The organism is Pseudomonas marginalis, assembly GCF_900105325.1.
GTDB classification, from domain to species: Bacteria; Pseudomonadota; Gammaproteobacteria; order Pseudomonadales; family Pseudomonadaceae; genus Aquipseudomonas; species Aquipseudomonas marginalis.
Map to the genome: position 1 here is coordinate 287299 of NZ_FNSU01000002.1, position 15341 is coordinate 302639.

A 15341-nucleotide genomic window follows, 5' to 3' on the forward strand; every position below is an offset into this window, starting at 1 on the left:
TATTGCGAACGGCGATAGGGCGCATATGCGCCATTGGCTTGAGTCTCGGCGCGCGCATGAATCCTGGCTCGCCGCCGAGCAGCGGGAGCGACTACTGCTCCAGCTTGTTGATGATCTGACTGATTTTCGCCCGCAACCAACGGTGCATCGGATCTCCTTCCATGGTTCGGTGCCAGAGCATGAACTCACGCATCACCGGGATTTTCACCGGAGGCTGCAAGATGCGCAGCGGCAGGTAGTTGGCGTAGAGCCTGGCCATGCGCTGGAGCATGGTGGCGACACGTTGGGTGCCGACAATCAACTGCGGCAGGGTGTTGAAGTCATGGGTCACCACTTCCATGCGACGGGTGAATCCATACTGGCTCATCAACCACTCTTCGACGCTCAATTTCCGGTTGCGGCCAAAAATCACCGAGACATGGCCCATCTCGATGTACTGATCGAGGGTGATGCTGTCGCCCACCTGGGTGTTGCCGTCCCACACCACGCAAACGTGCTCTTCTTCGAACAGCAGCTGCGAGGGGTGGCCTTCGATGAGGTAGCGCTCAGGCACGATCATCATATCGGCCTCGCCGCGCATCAGCATCTCAGTGGACGTGTCACCGGGACCCAGCAATTCGAAGGTGATGTGCGGGGCTTCCAGGGAGATCTTCTGGATCACCCGGGCAAACAGGACGCTGATCAGATAGTCGGAAGTGATCAGGCGAAAATGGCGCTTGCTGGTGGCGGGATCGAACACCGGTTTGGCGGTGATCGAGGACTGGATCGTCAGCAGCACCTGGCGTACGGGCGCCGCCAGCTCGCGGGCATAGGGCGTGGGCTGCATCTTGCGCCCGACCTGCGCCAGCAGTTCATCTTCGAAGTAGAGGCGCAGCCTGCCCAGTACGCCGCTGGTGGCGGATTGAGTCATGTGCAGGCGTTCGGCAGCGCGGGTGATGTTCTGCTCTTCCAGTAACACATCCAGCGCCACCAGGAGATTGAGATCCAGGTGGTTGAAGCGCATGGCGGTCTCGATTCTTGTATTTATTTTGTAAATACCTTCCGACCTTCCTATCGCGGCGTCAAGTCCCGTGAATGGATGAATCGAACGACGCCTGGTTCGATTTTCCATGTCACTTGCGCCGCGCAGCCAGGTATCGCATTTGCCGATAGGTCGCATCCCGACAAGCGATTAGTCAGTGGGTTTTTGCCCCTTCAGTATCGGCCCACAGTCGGTTGGCGTGACGCTTCATCGACTTCAAGACCCGCCTCGGCAGCGCTCCGCCTGGCACGGTTCCCGTAAGCGGGGTGCTGGCCTGCGCTGAATAATTACAATGGAGTGGTAACTCAATGAACATCATTGGCCTTGATGCCTTGATTTTTGGCGTCGACGATATTCAAGCCTGTACCCATTGCCTGCGTGACTACGGCCTGCGCCCTGTCGATGTCGACAGCGAGGGCGGTCGTTTTGAAGCCCTCGACGGCACGGCGGTGATTATCCGTCATGCAGACGATGCTCGTTTGCCGGTGGCCATCGGGCCTGCTCCCTCGATTCGGGAAACCGTTTATGGCGTGGCCGGCGTGGCTGACCTCGAGGCCATCGCCGATGAGTTGGGGCGCGACCGCCCGGTGACCCGCGGTGCCGATGGCTCCGTGCACAGCGTGGACGATATGGGCTTTGCCATTGGTTTCCAGATCAGCGTGCGGCGTGCGTACAGCGCGCCCGCCGACCTGACTAACGCACCGGGCCATGTCCCCCAGCGGCCGGTCAACCAGCCGGGCATCAGCCCCGATATGCAGGCTTTGCCGCGTACCCTGTCCCACGTGGTGTATTTCGTGCCGGATGCAGCCAAGGCCGAGGTTTTTTACCAGCGCCTGGGCTTCGTGACCACCGACACCTTTGTCGGCGCGGGTCCGTTCATGCGGCCGGCCGGTTCCGATGACCATCACTGCCTGTTCATGATCCAGACACCGCCACACATGAAGGGTTGCGAGCATTTCACCTTTCACATGGGCAGCGGCACGGAAGTCCTGCTGGCCGGACGTCGCTTCGAGCAGCAAGGCTGGACCAGCTTCTGGGGGCCGGGCCGCCATCTCTTCGGTTCCAACTGGTTCTGGTACTTCAACAGTCCGTTGGGCTGTCACATCGAATACGACGCCGATATGGACAAGCACGATGACGCCTGGCAAGCGCGCCAGGCGCCACTGTCGGCGGATAATTCGCAATTGTTCCTGTTCACCTCCCGGGAAAAATGGTTCCCGAGCGGCCCTCCGCCCAAGCAGGCCTGAGTGTGGAGGTTGTCCATGAGTCACGAGGCCCTGGTGCTCTGTTGCCTGGATGAACTGGTGGAAGGGCAGGCCCGCGGGTTCGATCCCCTGGGCACGGGGAAGGACAGTGTGTTCGCCCTGCGCCATGACGGCGAAGTGCGGGTCTATCGCAACAGCTGTCCGCACCTGGAGGTGCGCCTGGAGTACCGCAAGGATCGTTTTCTCAGCGTCGATGGCCGCCAGATCGTCTGTTACGCCCATGGTGCCCGGTTCCTTCCGGACAGTGGTCTGTGCGTCTACGGGCCGTGCCTGGGGGACAGCCTGAGCGCACTGCAATGGCATGCAGAGGCCGATTGGCTGGTGCTCGAAGCGGATCAGTTGGAGGCGTATGCATCCTGATTAACGTATCGCGGTAGCTGATACATCGTATCCCTACATGCGATTAGTCAAACGCCTGCTTTGCCGAGAAAGTGAACACAACGCGGTAGCGAATGCGTGCAAACACAGCCGGTGGTCAAGCCTGGGATCGCTCCGGCAGAACGCTAGCGTGAATAACAAGAATAAGAGTGAGACGAGCATGAACGCAGTGAAAAAGGTGCTTATCGTCGGTGGTGGTATCGGTGGTCTATGTGCGGCAATCGCTTTGCGTCGCCAGGACATCGAAGTCGATCTTGTCGAGCTCAAGACGCAGTGGACAGTCTATGGCGTTGGCATCATCCAGCAGAGTAACGTCGTCCGTGAGATGGCCAAGCTGGGTGTGTTGGACGGCTACTTGGATGCCGCCTACGCGTTCGAGGATGTGACCATCAACACCACCGCCGGTGAACAACTGGCGCGAATTCCCGGCAAGCGCCTGGCGGGGCCCGAGTATCCAGCCAACATCGGCATCTCGCGCCTGGCCCTGCATCAAGTCCTCAGCGAAACCGTTGCTGCCCTTGGCGTCTCGGTTCGTCTGGGCCTGAGTGTCGAGTCGCTGGAGCAGATGGGCGAGGGCGTCGATGTGCTGTTCACCGATGCCAGTCGCGGTCGCTACGACCTGGTCGTCGGCGCCGATGGCCTGTACTCCCACCTGCGCGGTCTGCTGTTTGGCGAGCAGTACCTGCCGCGCTTCACCGGTCAATCGGTGTGGCGCTACAACTTTCCTCGTGCCGCTGGAATTGATCATCTGGCCACCTTCCAGGGACCTGCCGGTAACGCCGGACTGGTGCCGCTGGGCCGCGACCAGATGTACCTGTTCGTGACTTCCCATGAGCCCGCCAACCCCAGGATGGAGGCTGCCACGCTGGCGACCCAGATGCGCCAGCGCCTGAGTGGTTTCACCGGGCTGATCGGCGAACTGCGCGAGCAAATAACCGACAGCGACCAGGTGGTCTACAAGCCGCTGGAGGTGCTGTTCGTCAGCGAGCCCTGGTACCGCGGCCGTGTCGTGTTGATTGGCGACGCAGTGCATGCCACGACGCCGCACTTGGGCCAAGGGGCCGGCATGGCCATTGAAGATGCTGTCGTGCTTGGCGAAGAGTTGATCGCCGGCGGCAGCCTCGAACAGCAGCTCCAACGCTTTATGGCGCGCCGTTATGAGCGCTGCAAATTCATCAGCGACAGCTCGGTGCTGGCCGGTGACAAGGAAATGGCCCACGACAGCAGCTTCGACCGGATCGGCCTGGTCAGGCGGATGCTCGACGTCACGGCAGCGCCTATCTGAGGCGCCGGCAAAACTGAATTTGCTCTCCCATGGATGCTTCATGCCTGTGCAGGCTTGGCCCGGTTCGACTGCGGGCGCCGTTCCACCAGAAGAGCTGACATACAACAACAATAAAGAGGGTTACTTCGATGGCTACTCGCAAGTTCGCTGCGTCGCGGCGCGTCCCCTTCACCCTGACCCTTGCGGCCAGCCTGGGGCTTGGCGCTTCGGCTGCCCAGGCCTTTCAGATCGACACCGGTAGTCCCGATCTCAGCTTGCGCTGGGACAACACGCTGAAGTACAGCGCGGCCTGGCGCCTGAAGGAGCCCAGCAGCAAGCTCAGCGAAGGGCAGACGGCGTTGAACCAGAACGACGGTGATCACAACTTCGGGAAGGGGTTGATCTCCAATCGCCTGGATATTCTTTCCGAGCTGGACATCGGCTTTCACAACTTCGGCGCCCGTCTGAGCGGTGCGGCCTGGTACGACACTGTCTACCAGGACCGCAACGACAACAACGACGCGGCCAGTGCCAACCAGCGTTCGGTGGGTTTCAACGAGTTCACCAGTGATACCCGTCAACTGCACGGCGGTGACGGTGAACTGTTGGATGCGTTCGTCTACTGGAACGGTGAGCTGGCCGACCGTACCTTGTCGGTTCGCGCCGGGCGCCACGGGCTGATCTGGGGCGAGAGCCTGTTCTTCGGCGGCAACGGCATTGCCGGAGCCATGGCGCCGGTGGACGTGGTCAAGGCGCAATCGGTGCCCAACACCCAATTCAAGGAAATCACCCGACCGGTCAACCAGCTCTCGACCGCCTACCAACTAACCGACGATGTGTCATTGGGCGCCTTCTACCAGTTGGAGTGGGAAGCCACCCGCTTGCCGGGCGCCGGTAGCTATTTCTCCACCAGCGATACCATCGGCGACGGCAATGAACGGCTGATCACCGGCGGGCCGTTCCCGGATTTCCTCGGCGGTAATGCCAACAGCCCGGCTGCGTTTTTCCATGGCAAGGACAAGAAAGCCAGGAGTTCCGGCCAGGGCGGCCTGCAGCTCAAGTACAACACCGGGACGACGGATTACGGCCTGTACGCACTCCAATATCACGAGAAAACCCCAACGCTGTACTTGAAGCCGAATGCCACCGGGCCGAACTTCAGTACCGGGCAAGTCGGCGAATATTCCTGGGTCTACCCGGAAGATATCCGGGTCCTGGGCGCCAGTTTCGCGACCTCCGTGAACGAGTACAGCTTTGCCGGCGAGGCATCGATGCGCTGGAACATGCCGCTGGTGTCCAACGCCCAGACCGTCCTGCCGGGCGCCGAGGCGGACAACAACGACGACGCCCTCTATGCCGTCGGCCGTACGGCCCACGTCAACCTCAACGTCCTGGCATCGCTGGGCCCTTCCTTCGTCGCCAATGAAGCCAGCCTGGTAGGGGAAATCGCCTGGAACCGCCTGCTCGCCGTAACCAGGAACCGCGCCGCCCTAGACCCTAACGCCACTGATGATGGCCTGGGCTTGAAGTTGGTTTACACGCCCACCTATCGCCAGTTCTTTCCGGGCGTGGATATCAGCGTGCCGCTGGGCATCAGCTATTTCCCCATGGGCAAGTCGGCTGTGATCAGCGGGTTCGGCCCCGACAGAGGCGGGGACATGAACATCGGCGTCTCCGCCACCTATTTGGACCAAGTGACGGTGGGGCTGACCTACACCCACTTTTACGGTCCCGAGGACACCAGCCTCAACGCCGCCAACCAGTTCAATTACAAGCAGTCGCTGAAGGATCGGGATTACCTGGCTTTCTCCGTCAAGACCACGTTCTAAGAGGATTTGCGCATGACCATTCAGTTCACTCTAAAGGCCTTGTGCTTAACCCTGCTGGCCGCTGCCGCGCCGATGGCCTTGGCCGCCAGCGCCGAACAAGCGGCCGCGCTGGGCAAGACCCTGACGCCCTTCGGTGCCGAGAAAGCCGGCAATGCCGACGGCAGTATTCCGGCCTGGGACGGTGGCTACACCAAGGTTGATCCAGGCTACGTCCCGGGCGGCAAACGCAGCGATCCATTTGCTGCGGACAAACCCTTGTACAGCATCACCGCCCAGAACCTGGCCAAGTACGCCGACAAACTCAGCGACGGCACCAAGGAGCTGTTCAAGCGTTTCCCGGACACCTATCGCATCGATGTCTATCCGACCCGGCGCACGGCGGCCGCGCCGCAGTGGGTCTATGACAACACGTTCAAGAATGCGACCCGCGCCAAACTGGTCGACAGCAGCGCCGGACTGATCCCCGACGGTGCCTATGGCGGGATCCCGTTCCCGATTCCACAGAATGGTACCGAAGCCATCTGGAACCATGTGCTGAACTGGCGCGGCACTTCGGTGGCGGGGCACTTTCGCCACTATCTGATGACCGCTGACGGCAACCAGGTGATGACCAGCGACGGCCTGTTGACCCAGGAAATGCCCTACTACTTTCAGGAGGGCGGCCCTGAGAACTATTCGGGCGACTACTGGCAGGTGCACTTTGTCAATCTCGGCCCGGCGATTCGTGCCGGTGAGCAGATCCTGGGGCGTGAAAACATCAACGGTGACAAATCCCAGGCCCATGTCTACCTGAGCGGTCAACGCCGGGTACGCACGCTGCCCAACGCTTGCTGCGATACGCCGACGCCGTCCACTGCCGGGGTCATGTCCTTCGATGAGTTGAGTGTGTGGGGTGGTCGCACGGACCGGTTCGACTGGAAACTGGTGGGCAAGCAGGAGATGTATGTCCCCTACAACACCAACAAGGTGCAAAACGCTGCCCAGCCGCAGGACCTGCTGGGCAAGCACCATCTGAACCCGGACTACGTGCGCTGGGAATTGCACCGCGTCTGGGTGCTCGAATCGACGGTGGCCGCCGGCAAGCGCCACCAGTTGCCCAAGGGGCGTTACTACCTCGATGAAGACACTTGGCAAGCCCTGCTCGGCGACCGTTGGGATGCCAGCGGCCAACTGGCCAAGACCCTCTGGTCGCTGCCTTCCGTATTGCCCGACCTGCCTGGGCTGGTGCAACTCTCTTCAGGTTTTTATGACCTGACCTCCGGTGCGTGGTTTATCCAGAATCTCTATGCCGGGTTGCCGGATCAGTATCGCGCGGTCGATCGCTACAAGTCCTCGGAGTTCTCGCCCGCGGCGATGGCGGGGCGTGGCGTGCGTTAGACCTGAGCCGAGAGTGAAGGGCAGGCCTGCCGGTCTGCCCTTGGGATACGAGTGTTTGTCCGAGGTAGGTTATGAACAGAATCAGTCAGGCGAGTGCGTTGCTGTTGGCCTTGTATTTGCCCCTCGCCACGAGCGAGTGTCTGGCCGGGTCGGCAGCGGTGGGCGTGCCGCTCAATACCCCGGCCATGCGGGTACCGGCTGCGCAGAACGGCGTATTGATCGACCTGGCGCGTGCCGGCACACGCCTGGTGGCCGTGGGTGAGCGCGGCCTGGTGCTGTTCTCCGACGACAATGGGCAAAGCTGGCACCAGGCTTCGGTACCGGTTTCGGTCAGCCTGACGGCGGTGCGGTTCGTGGATGCGCAAAAGGGCTGGGCAGTCGGTCATGCGGGCGTGGTGCTGGCGACGCTGGACGGCGGCGAGCACTGGACGCTGCAGCTCGACGGCGTACGCGTGGCACAGCTGGAACTGGACGCCGCCAAGGCGGAACAAGCCACCGCTGTCGACCCGGATGCCGCCCTGATACGGGTACAAAATGCCGAGCGTCTTGTCGCCGATGGTCCAGACAAACCCTTTCTGGCACTGGAGTTCGTCGACGCACATCGCGGGCTGATCGTCGGTGCCTACGGTTTGGCGCTGCTGACCACCGATGGTGGCGCCACCTGGCAATCGCTGATGGGGCAAATTGCCAACCCCAACGGCTTGCACCTGTACGCCATCAGTCGCCACGGCACACGTTGGTTCCTGGCTGGCGAGCAGGGCTACCTGGCACGCTCGGACGACGATGCGCTGTCGTTCAGTCAACTGGACAGCCCCTACGAAGGTAGTTTCTTCACCCTGCAGAACCGCGCGGATGGCGCGCTGATGGTCGCCGGTCTGAAGGGCAATGCCTTTGTCTCCCACGACGCCGGCGCAAGTTTCCAGCGTCTTTCGGTGCCCGTACCGATCTCCTTCAACGACGCCACACGCCTGGCCGACGGCCAACTACTGCTGGTCAACCAGGGCGGCATGCTGTTTCGCAACAGCGAGCAGACCGGGGCGGCGCTGCTGCCGTTGGGAACGCCCTTGGGCAAACCTGTTTCAAGTGTGATCGAGGCCGCCGATGGCAGCTTGATCGTTGCCGGTTTCACCGGGCTGCAGCGTCTTGCGCAGCCAGCCACTGCCGCTCCGGAGTGAGGTTATGACGTCCCCTGATAAATTTTCCCCGTCTCGTGCAAGTACGTTCGATGACTTTGATCCACGCTCCGGCTCGCTGCTCGAACGAGCATTGTTCAACCATCGTCTGTGGGTGTTGCTGCTGTGCCTGGCGACCACGCTGGTGCTGGGGTGGCAGTCCAGTCGTGTCGAGCTCAATGCCAGCTTCGAAAAAATGATTCCCACCCATCAGCCCTATATCGCCAACTACCTTGAGCACCAGCAGGAGTTGAGCGGGCTGGGGAATGCGGTGCGCATTGCAGTGGTCAACAAGCGGGGCGACATCTATGACAGCGCCTACCTCAAGACCCTGCAGGCGTTGAGCGACAAGATCTACCTGCTGCCCGGTGTCGACCGTGCGTACATGAAATCGCTCTGGACGCCGGCCACGCGCTGGGTGGCGGTGACCGAGGCGGGCCTGGAGGGTGGGCCGGTCATTCCGGATAACTACGATGGCGGCGCAGCGAGCCTTGCGGCATTGCGGCGCAACGTGCAGCTGTCCAACGAAATCGGCCAGTTGGTGGCGTTCGACCAGGCTTCGAGCATCATCCAGATACCGCTGCTGCAGCGCACCCCGGACGGCAAACCCTTGGACTACAGCCAACTGTCGCAACAGTTGGAATCATTGCGCAGCCAATACCAGAGCGACAGCATCGACATCCGCATCACCGGTTTCGCCAAGAAAGTCGGTGACCTGATTGCCGGCCTACGGCAAATCCTGATGTTCTTCGCCGTGGCGATCCTGATCACCACGGTGGTGCTTTATTGGTACACCCGCTGCATTCGCAGCACTCTGTTGGTGGTGTTCTGCTCATTGGTGGCGGTGGTTTGGCAGCTCGGCTTGCTGCCGCTGCTCAATTATCAACTGGACCCCTATTCGGTGCTGGTGCCGTTCCTGGTGTTTGCCATTGGCATGAGCCACGGCGCACAGAAGATGAACGGCATCATGCAGGATATCGGGCGCGGCATGCACCGGGTGGTCTCCGCACGCTTCACCTTCCGCCGCCTGTTTCTCGCCGGCCTCACCGCGCTGCTGTGTGATGCGGTCGGTTTCGCGGTGCTGATGATCATCAAGATCCAGGTGATCCAGGACCTGGCGATGATTGCCAGTATCGGCGTGGCGGTGCTGATTTTCACCAATTTGATCCTGCTGCCGATATTGCTTTCTTATGTGGGGGTCAGCCGCCGTGCGGCGCAACTGAGCCTGAAAAGCGAGCACGCCGAACTGGCCGGCCACAATCGCCACGGATTCTGGCGCTTCCTCGACCTGTTCACCCAGCGCCGGTGGGCGGCGCTGTGCATCGCCCTGAGCCTGGCGCTGGCGACGCTCGGCTTCATCGTCAGCCTGCAATTGAAAGTCGGTGACCTGGATGCGGGCGCGCCTGAGCTGCGGGCCGACTCGCGCTATAACCAGGATGATGCATTCCTGACCCGGCATTACGGCGCCAGCAGCGATCTGTTCGCGGTCATGATCAAGACACCCGCCAGCGCCTGTTCGCGCTATGACATCCTGAACAAGGTCGATGCCCTCGACTGGCAGTTGCGCACCTTGCCGGGTGTCGATTCGACCAATTCCCTGGCGTTGCTCAACCGCCGCATGCTGGTGGGCCTGAGCGAAGGCAGCCCGAAATGGTATGAGCTGCAGAACAACCAGGCGATGCTCAACATGGTCACCGCCGGGGCACCGCGCGGTTTGTACAACGAAGACTGCAGCCTGCTGACACTGTACGTCTACCTCTCCGACCACAAGGCGCAAACCTTGAGCCGCCTGGTGGATCACGTCGAGCAATTCGCCGCGGCGAACAATACCGATGACGTCCAGTTCCTCCTGGCCGCTGGCAATGCCGGGATCGAGGCCGCGACCAACATCGTCGTCAGGCAGGCCAACCGCGAAATGCTGTTCTGGGTCTACGGCGCGGTGATCCTGCTGTGCCTGATCACCTTCCGTTCCTGGCGCGCCACGATTTGCGCGGTGATTCCGCTGATGCTCACATCGATCCTCTGTGAGGCGCTGATGGTCTGGCTGAACATCGGCGTCAAGGTCGCGACCCTGCCGGTGATTGCCCTCGGCGTGGGCATCGGCGTCGACTACGCGCTGTACGTGATGAGCATCCTGCTCGGTCATATGCGCCAGGGCACAAGCTTGTCTGAGTCGTATTACCGGGCACTGCTGTCCACCGGCAAGGTGGTGATGCTGACTGGCGTGACCTTGGCGATCGGCGTGGCCACCTGGATGTTTTCGCCAATCAAGTTCCAGGCTGATATGGGCGTGCTGCTGGCCTTCATGTTCGTCTGGAACATGGTCGGTGCGCTGGTTCTATTGCCAGCCCTGGCTCACTTCCTGTTGCCGAGCAAGCGGGTGAGCGCGGGGTCGGCCGAGGCCAGACCCAGCCACCCATTGAGCTTGCCGCTAATGCCGGCCGTAGCCGAGGAGGGGGCCTGTGTGAAGCACCACTCACTGCGCCTGACGTCGGGACACGATCAAACGACGACAGCGGCTGCTGACCCTGTCGCGTCATAACAACAAGAAAGGACTTTCCCATGTCTCGTGCATCTCTGTTCCAGCAGTCTCTATGGCTTGACGTCATCGCCGGCCTGAGCGCCTTCGGTATGGCATTTTGCGCGGCGCAACCTGCGGAGGTGCGCGATGAACGTTGAACGCCAGGCGCGGCTACCGCAATCCTTGTTGCTGTTGCTCGGCAGTTGCCTGCCAGTGCTCGGTGCGGTGCTGCTGGCCCCCGTCCTGCCGCGTATGCAGGAACACTTCGCCGACACACCGGGTGTGGCCGTGCTGGTGCCCATCGCCCTGACGCTGCCGGCGTTGATGATTGCGTTGTTGGCTCCCGTGGCCGGAATCATCGCTGACCGGCTGGGGCGCAAACCGTTGTTGATCGGTGCGATGGTGCTCTACACCGTCTGCGGCGTGCTGCCGCTATGGCTGGAGTCGCTGCAGGTCATCGTGATCAGCCGCGCCGGCATCGGTGTGGCCGAAGCGGCGATCATGACCTGCTGCACCACGATGATGGGCGACTACTACAGCGGCGCGCGACGTGAACGCATGTTCGCCCTGCAAATGGTCGCGACCTCATTGTCGGCGGCGATCTTCATTGCCATCGGTGGGGTGCTCGGCGAACACGGCTGGCGTACCCCATTTGCGCTGTATGGGCTGGGGCTGGTGTTTCTGCCACTGATGGTCTGGTTGCTGTGGGAGCCGCGGGCACAGGTCGTCACCGCGACAACAGTGAGCAGGGCATTCCCCTGGCGCCCGCTGGCACCGTTGTATGCCCTGGCATTCCTGGCGGGCTTGAGCCTGTTCATCGTGCCGGTACAAGTCGGTTACCTGCTTAACCTGCTGCATGTCGAAGGCTCGCAGCAGATCGGCCTGACCATGGGCGCCAGTCAGTTCGGCGTACTGGTCGGCGCCCTGAGTTTCCGTCTGTTTCGTGGTGTCCCTGCGCACCGGCAGATGCTCCTGGCCTTCGTCGCGGCCGGTATCGGTGGCGGGCTGCTGGCGGTAGCCGACAGTCATGGGCTGGTGGTGGTCGCGGTCCTGATCAACGGCCTGGGCATCGGCCTGATGATGCCAACCCTGCTCACCTGGATCATGAGCCAGGTCGACTTCCAGCAGCGCGGCCGCGCGGCCGGCGGCTTCACGGCGATGTTCTTCGCCGGTGAGTTCGCCAGCCCGCTGGTGGTGCTGGCGATCACCGGCGGGGTAATCGGCGCCTTGCCAGCCGCACTGGGCATCGTCGCGGGCGTTCAGCTGGTGGTAGCCCTGGCCTGTCTTCGGTTGCGAGGCAGCGGGGCTGCTTTTACTACTGCGGTTGTCGCAGACCCTGAGCACTGACCTGCCCATTCGACGTTTCATAAAAATAAGAACAACGAGGAGAACATCATGAGTTATTTGCTCAACACCTGGTACATCGCTGGATGGGCAGACGAGCTGGCGCAAGGTGGCATGCTGGGCAGAACCATCGTCGAGCAACCCATCGTGTTCTTTCGCGATAGCCACGGTGTGATCCAGGCGCTCGCCGATCGTTGCCCGCACCGTTTTGCCCCGCTGCACATGGGCAAGGTTGTCGGCGACAGCGTCCAGTGCCCGTACCACGGCCTGCGTTTCGATGGCAGTGGCCAATGCACGCACAATCCCCATGGCGAAGGAAACATCCCCAAGGCCGCCTGTGTTCGCGGTTTCGCGGCCGTTGAGCGCCACGGGGCGATCTGGGTCTGGCCGGGCGATCGTCACCTGGCCAGCGATGCCTTGATTCCTGATTTTTCCTTTTTCGAGCAGGCGCCCACCCATGCCAAAGGGCATGGGTATTTGCCGACCCGTGCGCACTACGAGTTGCTGTCCGACAACATCATGGACCTGAGCCATGTTGATTTCCTGCACCCGGATACGCTCGGTGGCGGGGCGTTGTCACACACCCGAGCCACCATCGAGGAATTGCCCAACGATCGCGTACGCATCAGTTGGTGGGCGCCGGACGATGTGCCCCCGCCGGCTTTCGGCGCTCACCTTGAAGATCCGAGCCGGGCAGACGTCTGGGCCGAAGTCATCTGGCACGCCCCCGGCCTGATGCTGCTCGGCAGTGGCGCCACGGCGCCAGGGCGCCCCAGGGCCGAGGGACCAGTGACATGGAACCTGCATCTGATGACGCCGCAGGACGCGGCCAACACCCATTATTTCTTTGCCAACACGCGCAGTTTCGAGCAGGACAATGCGCAGTTGAATGCCTTCGTCCAGGAGATGTTGATCGGTATTTTCGCCGGTGAAGACAAACCCATGGTCGAGGCTCAACAGCGCCAGATTGGTGAGGTTGAACTGCTTGGCCTCAACCCTGTGTTGCTGCCAGTCGATGCAGGGGCCGTGCGCTGTCGACGTGTTCTGCGTCGATTGATGGAAGCCGAGCGAGCGGAGACGCAAGCCAGTCGGTCATCAAACTATGAAAAAGAGGAACTGCGATGAGCTTTCTACGCAACGTCTGGTACGCGGCCGCCTGGGGAAACGAGATCAAGGCTGGCGAGTTGTTCCAACGAACCTTGCTCAATGAACCCGTGGTGTTTTTTCGCGACACCCAAGGTAATGCCCAAGCCATTGCCGATCGCTGTCCCCACCGTTTCGCGCCCCTGGGCATGGGCATCCTCAAAGGCGATGCGGTGCGTTGTCCGTACCACGGCCTGGAATTCGATGGCAGCGGCACCTGTGTGCATAACCCTCATGGTGATGGTGCAATTCCCAAGGCGGCAAAGGTCAAGGCCTACCCGCTGGTTGAACGCTACAGCCTGCTGTGGATCTGGATGGGCGATGCACAACTGGCCGATGCGACGCTGATTCCGGATTTCAGTTGCATGGATGAAGACCGTTGGTATGTCGGCAAACGCTACCTGCACGCCAGAGCCAACTACGTGCTGGAAACCGACAACATCATGGACCTGAGTCATATCGAATTCTTGCACCCGTCTACGCTGGGTGGCGATGGCGTCAAGAGCGCGTTGACCAGCGTGCAAGAGGAGGGCAACACCGTTTGGTCCAACCGCCAGACGGTTGCGGAAATCATGCCGGAGTTTCTCTACACCGCCTGGAACATTCCTCAGGGCACACCGGTGGACCGTTGGATCGATGTGCGTTGGGATGCTCCGGCGAACATGTTGCTGTTTTCCGGCGCCGTGGCGACCGGGCTCCCCAGGGATAAGGGCGTTTCCACACCGATTCCGCATCTGTTCACTCCAGAGACCGAGACCACGACTCACTACTGGTTCTCAGTCTGTTTCCCCAAGGCAATGGGCGAATTTGCCGAGAGATTCGCTGATGAGCAGGCGGCCGCGATCAGCCGGCCCTTTGCCGATGAAGACTTGCCAATGCTCGAGGCGCAGCAGCGCATGATGGGCGCTGCATCGTTCTGGGACTTGAAGCCGGTCCTGCTGATTGGTGATGCAGGAGCGGTCCGGGCGCGGCGTGTCCTCGACCGCATGATTGCTGCCGAACAGCCTGCGGGTGCCCAGTGATGATTGAAGTCATCGTCACTCGCAAGCGCCTCGAAGCCGAGGGCATCTACAGCTTCGAACTGGCCCCGGTCGAAAATTCCATGCTGCCTGCCTTCAGCGCTGGCTCGCATATCGACGTGCACCTGCCCAATGGCCTGGTGCGCCAGTACTCGCTGTGCAATCACCCGGAAGAACGCCACCGCTACCTGCTGGGAGTGTTGCTCGACCCAGCGTCTCGCGGCGGTTCGCAGGCCATGCACCAGCAAGTGCACGAAGGCAGCCGGCTGCGCATCAGCGAGCCACGCAATCTGTTCCCGCTTGAGCATGGGGCGGCGCACAGCGTGCTGTTCGCCGGCGGTATCGGCATCACGCCGATTCTCTGCATGGCCGAGCGCCTGGCGCGGATCGGCGCGCCTTTCGAGCTGCACTATTGCGGTCGCTCGGTCGGGCGCATGGCCTTTATCGAGTACCTGCGCCATTCGACGTTTGCCAAGTGTGTGCAGGTTCATGTGGACGATGGCGAGGATGCCCAGCGTCTCGACGCCGCTCGGGTTTTATCCGGGCCAGCCGCCGACCGTCACCTGTACGTCTGTGGCCCCAACGGTTTCATGGAACACGTGCTCGGCACGGCTCGCGAGCAGGGCTGGGCCGAGGCGCGACTGCACCGTGAGTACTTTGCCGCCGCCGCTGCCCCGGCGGGTGAGGCGGGCGGGTTCGAGGTGCAACTGGCAAGCACCGGACAGTGTTTCCAAGTGCCGGCCGCGCTCAGCGTGGCCCAGGTGCTGCTGGAAGCGGGAATCGATATTCCCCTGTCCTGCGAGCAGGGCATCTGTGGCACCTGCATTACGCGCGTGCTGGAAGGCGAACCGGAACACCGCGACATGTTCTTGACCGATGCCGAGCGGGCCCGCAACGACCAGTTCACGCCGTGTTGCTCGCGTGCCAGGAGCGCCCGGTTGGTGCTTGATCTTTAAGGTTTTCCACTGATTCATCTCTACCCGCTGCGGTGTTTTGCCAACTGATTAA

General features: G+C 61.6%; 12 protein-coding genes. 11 read left to right on the forward strand and 1 reads right to left on the reverse strand.

Annotated elements, in window-relative coordinates; genetic code table 11:
- Positions 1-91 precede the first annotated feature (91 nt).
- A complete protein-coding gene (locus BLW22_RS08920; RefSeq protein WP_074845668.1) occupies positions 92-1003 on the reverse strand; it encodes a LysR family transcriptional regulator in 912 nt (303 codons plus the stop codon).
- A gap of 326 nt (positions 1004-1329) precedes the next feature.
- On the opposite strand from BLW22_RS08920, the gene BLW22_RS08925 reads away from it, so the two are divergent.
- The 11 genes from BLW22_RS08925 to BLW22_RS08975 all read left to right on the forward strand — a co-directional run bounded on the left by BLW22_RS08925 (position 1330) and on the right by BLW22_RS08975 (position 15289).
- Positions 1330-2268 carry a VOC family protein gene (locus BLW22_RS08925; RefSeq protein ID WP_053121646.1) on the forward strand — a complete coding sequence of 313 codons (939 nt, stop codon included), beginning with the start codon at positions 1330-1332 and terminating at the stop codon, positions 2266-2268.
- 15 nt (positions 2269-2283) lie between these two features.
- On the forward strand, positions 2284-2646 hold the full coding sequence (locus tag BLW22_RS08930; protein ID WP_065926045.1) for a Rieske (2Fe-2S) protein: 363 nt from the start codon (positions 2284-2286) through the stop codon (positions 2644-2646).
- A 178-nt stretch (positions 2647-2824) separates the two neighbouring features.
- Positions 2825-3949, forward strand: coding sequence for an FAD-dependent oxidoreductase (locus BLW22_RS08935; protein WP_074845671.1), 1125 nt, complete (start codon positions 2825-2827; stop codon positions 3947-3949).
- A 128-nt stretch (positions 3950-4077) separates the two neighbouring features.
- Positions 4078-5757, forward strand: coding sequence for a DUF1302 domain-containing protein (locus BLW22_RS08940; RefSeq protein ID WP_065926047.1), 1680 nt, complete (start codon positions 4078-4080; stop codon positions 5755-5757).
- A 12-nt stretch (positions 5758-5769) separates the two neighbouring features.
- Entirely contained in the window at positions 5770-7134 is a 1365-nt protein-coding gene (locus tag BLW22_RS08945; protein ID WP_065939493.1) for a DUF1329 domain-containing protein, read from the forward strand.
- 71 nt (positions 7135-7205) lie between these two features.
- On the forward strand, positions 7206-8309 hold the full coding sequence (locus BLW22_RS08950) for a YCF48-related protein (RefSeq protein WP_065926049.1): 1104 nt from the start codon (positions 7206-7208) through the stop codon (positions 8307-8309).
- Positions 8310-8313: 4 nt separating this feature from the next.
- Complete coding sequence (locus BLW22_RS08955) at positions 8314-10848, forward strand: efflux RND transporter permease subunit (RefSeq protein ID WP_074845674.1); 2535 nt, start codon at positions 8314-8316, stop codon at positions 10846-10848.
- 126 nt (positions 10849-10974) lie between these two features.
- On the forward strand, positions 10975-12174 hold the full coding sequence (locus BLW22_RS08960; RefSeq protein WP_074845677.1) for an MFS transporter: 1200 nt from the start codon (positions 10975-10977) through the stop codon (positions 12172-12174).
- A 48-nt stretch (positions 12175-12222) separates the two neighbouring features.
- Positions 12223-13296 carry an aromatic ring-hydroxylating oxygenase subunit alpha gene (locus BLW22_RS08965; protein ID WP_065939496.1) on the forward strand — a complete coding sequence of 358 codons (1074 nt, stop codon included), beginning with the start codon at positions 12223-12225 and terminating at the stop codon, positions 13294-13296.
- Positions 13293-14336 (forward strand): aromatic ring-hydroxylating oxygenase subunit alpha, encoded by a 1044-nt coding sequence (locus BLW22_RS08970; protein ID WP_065926053.1) that lies wholly within the window; start codon positions 13293-13295, stop codon positions 14334-14336. The genes BLW22_RS08965 and BLW22_RS08970 overlap by 4 nt, the downstream gene beginning before the upstream one ends.
- Complete coding sequence (locus tag BLW22_RS08975; RefSeq protein ID WP_074845681.1) at positions 14336-15289, forward strand: PDR/VanB family oxidoreductase; 954 nt, start codon at positions 14336-14338, stop codon at positions 15287-15289. Before BLW22_RS08970 ends, BLW22_RS08975 begins: the two co-directional genes overlap by 1 nt.
- Positions 15290-15341: the final 52 nt, after the last annotated feature.

Excerpts from the sequence above, each read along its gene's own strand:
- BLW22_RS08960 (WP_074845677.1), top strand. The coding sequence starts at position 10,975 with ATGAACGTTGAACGCCAGGCGCGGCTACCGCAATCCTTGTTGCTGTTG.
- BLW22_RS08955 (WP_074845674.1), top strand. The coding sequence starts at position 8,314 with ATGACGTCCCCTGATAAATTTTCCCCGTCTCGTGCAAGTACGTTCGAT.
- BLW22_RS08935 (WP_074845671.1), top strand. The coding sequence starts at position 2,825 with ATGAACGCAGTGAAAAAGGTGCTTATCGTCGGTGGTGGTATCGGTGGT.
- BLW22_RS08930 (WP_065926045.1), top strand. The coding sequence starts at position 2,284 with ATGAGTCACGAGGCCCTGGTGCTCTGTTGCCTGGATGAACTGGTGGAA.
- BLW22_RS08970 (WP_065926053.1), top strand. The coding sequence starts at position 13,293 with ATGAGCTTTCTACGCAACGTCTGGTACGCGGCCGCCTGGGGAAACGAG.
- BLW22_RS08975 (WP_074845681.1), top strand. The coding sequence starts at position 14,336 with ATGATTGAAGTCATCGTCACTCGCAAGCGCCTCGAAGCCGAGGGCATC.
- BLW22_RS08965 (WP_065939496.1), top strand. The coding sequence starts at position 12,223 with ATGAGTTATTTGCTCAACACCTGGTACATCGCTGGATGGGCAGACGAG.
- BLW22_RS08945 (WP_065939493.1), top strand. The coding sequence starts at position 5,770 with ATGACCATTCAGTTCACTCTAAAGGCCTTGTGCTTAACCCTGCTGGCC.
- BLW22_RS08925 (WP_053121646.1), top strand. The coding sequence starts at position 1,330 with ATGAACATCATTGGCCTTGATGCCTTGATTTTTGGCGTCGACGATATT.
- BLW22_RS08950 (WP_065926049.1), top strand. The coding sequence starts at position 7,206 with ATGAACAGAATCAGTCAGGCGAGTGCGTTGCTGTTGGCCTTGTATTTG.
- BLW22_RS08920 (WP_074845668.1), bottom strand. The coding sequence starts at position 1,003 with ATGCGCTTCAACCACCTGGATCTCAATCTCCTGGTGGCGCTGGATGTG.
- BLW22_RS08940 (WP_065926047.1), top strand. The coding sequence starts at position 4,078 with ATGGCTACTCGCAAGTTCGCTGCGTCGCGGCGCGTCCCCTTCACCCTG.